Raw genomic sequence first — 2,239 nt, forward strand, 5'->3', positions numbered from 1 at the left:
CTCTACGGCGACAGCGGCGATCCGGCGCTGCAACTGCAGATCGAGGGCCTGCGCGAGGTCAGCAGCAAGCCTTGCACGCGGCGCCTGCCGATGCCCGGGCCGATCGTCTTCGGCCGTGGCCTGGAGATCACCCTGGACTTCGACGAGAACGCGTTCCGCGGCACCGGGGTGTTCCTCCTCGGCGCCGTGTTCGAGCGCTTCCTGGCACGCTACGTGTCGATCAACAGCTTTACCGAGACGGTGCTGCGCACCGGCGAACGGGGCGAGGTGATGAGATGGCAGGCGAAGCCGGGCAGCCGTCCGAACCTCTGAACCTGCTCGCCGGGATGGCGGCGGCGCCCTGGGATTACGACTTCTTCCAGGCGCTGCGGCGCATCGAGTGCGAGTCGCCGCAACTGCCGCGCCTCGGTCATTCGGTGCGGCTGGCGGACGACCCGCTGCGTCTCGGGCAGAAGCCCGACTGCACCTTCGCGCCCTCGACCCTGGCCTCGGTGAGCCAGGCCGGCACCGCTGCGGTGCCGCGCCTGGACCAGTTCTTCTTCGGCCTCACCGGCCCCAACGGGCCGCTGCCGCTGCACCTCACCGAATACGCCCGAGAACGCCAGCGCAACGTCAACGACGCGACCTTCAAGCGCTTCATGGACGTCTTCCACCACCGCCTGCTGACCCTGTTCTACCGGGCCTGGGCCGAGGCGCGGCCGGAGATCAGCCACGACCGGATCGACGACGACTACTGGTCGGCGCGTCTCGCCGCGCTCTCCGGGCGCGGCATGCCGAGCCTGCGGGGGCGCGAGCCGCTGGCGGATACCGCACGCTACTACTACACCGGCCACCTCGCCGCGCAGACCCGCTACCCGGACGGCCTGCGGGTAATCCTCGCGGAGTATTTCGAGGTCCCGGTGGCGGTCGAGGAATACGTCGGCCAGTGGCTGGAGTTGCCCGAGCGCAGCCGCCTCGGCGTCGACTCGACGAGCCTGGGCATGGACGTCTGCCTGGGCACCCACGTCTGGGACCGCCAGCACAAGTTCCGCCTGCGCCTGGGGCCGCTGGACCTCGATCAATACCAGCGCTTCCTGCCCGACGGCGACCACTTCGTCGAGCTGGCCGCCTGGGTCGCCGAATACCTGGGCGAGGAGCTGGACTGGGACGTCAACCTGGTCCTGCAACGCCACGAAGTACCCCCGCTGGGCCTGCAGGGCGGCGGGCGGCTCGGTTTCAACACCTGGCTGGGCGATCCCGGCCAGGACGCCAGGGATCTACTGCTGGCCCGCCAGTACGCCACTGCGCGGCCGCACGAGCACAAGGAGAAGGAACATGAGTGAGATCAGTCGCGTTGCGCTGTTCGGCAAGCTGAACAGCCTGGCCTACAAGGCCATCGAGGCCGCCACGGTATTCTGCAAGCTGCGCGGCAATCCCTATGTCGAGCTGGTGCACTGGTTCCACCAGATCCTCCAGTTGCCGGACTCGGACCTGCACCAGATCGTCCGCCAGTCCGGGATCGACCCGGCGCGCCTGGCCAAGGACCTGACCGAGGCCCTCGACCGCCTGCCGCGCGGCTCGACCTCGATCACCGACCTGTCCTCCCATGTCGAGGAAGCGGTGGAGCGCGGCTGGGTCTACGGCAGCCTGATGTTCGGCGAGAGCCAGGTGCGCACCGGCTACCTGGTGATCGGCCTCCTCAAGACGCCGAGCCTGCGCCATGCCCTCACCGGGCTGTCGGCGGAATTCGCCAAGCTCAAGGTCGAGGCGCTCACCGAGCGCTTCGACGAGTACGTCGGCGCCTCGCCGGAGAACGGCCTGTCGGCCAGCGACGGCTTCAACGCCGGCGCCGCCCCGGGCGAGGCCAGCGGCGCCCTGGCGCCGAGCGCGATGGGCAAGCAGGAGGCGCTCAAGCGCTTTACCGTGGACCTCACCGAGCAGGCCCGCAGCGGCAAGCTCGACCCCATCGTCGGGCGTGACGAGGAGATCCGCCAGTTGGTGGACATCCTCATGCGCCGCCGGCAGAACAACCCGATCCTCACCGGCGAGGCCGGCGTCGGCAAGACCGCGGTGGTGGAAGGCTTCGCCCTGCGCATCGTCGCCGGCGACGTCCCGCCGGCGCTGAAGGACGTCGAACTGCGCGCCCTCGACGTCGGCCTGCTGCAGGCCGGGGCGAGCATGAAGGGCGAGTTCGAGCAGCGCCTGCGCCAGGTGATCGAAGACGTGCAGAGTTCCGAGAAGCCGATCATCCTGTTCATCG

At 69.3% G+C, this 2,239-nt stretch carries 3 protein-coding genes; all 3 read left to right on the forward strand.

Going from position 1 to position 2,239, the window contains the following annotated elements; genetic code table 11:
* Window positions 1-312: type VI secretion system baseplate subunit TssF (locus CR162_RS21850; RefSeq protein WP_176559988.1), on the forward strand; the 312-nt coding region annotated here is incomplete at its 5' end.
* Window positions 276-1,322 (forward strand): type VI secretion system baseplate subunit TssG, encoded by a 1,047-nt coding sequence (gene tssG, locus CR162_RS21855; RefSeq protein WP_003104969.1) that lies wholly within the window; start codon window positions 276-278, stop codon window positions 1,320-1,322. The genes CR162_RS21850 and tssG, both read left to right, overlap by 37 nt.
* Window positions 1,315-2,239, forward strand: a 925-nt coding sequence (locus CR162_RS21860) for an AAA family ATPase (protein WP_281255025.1), incomplete at its 3' end; no start/stop codon positions are given. The genes tssG and CR162_RS21860, both read left to right, overlap by 8 nt.

It is taken from the genome of Teichococcus rhizosphaerae (assembly GCF_002631185.1).
GTDB classification, from domain to species: domain Bacteria; phylum Pseudomonadota; class Alphaproteobacteria; order Acetobacterales; family Acetobacteraceae; genus Pseudoroseomonas; species Pseudoroseomonas rhizosphaerae.

Bases quoted from the DNA above. Each gene is read 5' to 3' on its own strand.
- tssG (WP_003104969.1), top strand. From the start codon at position 276: ATGGCAGGCGAAGCCGGGCAGCCGTCCGAACCTCTGAACCTGCTCGCC.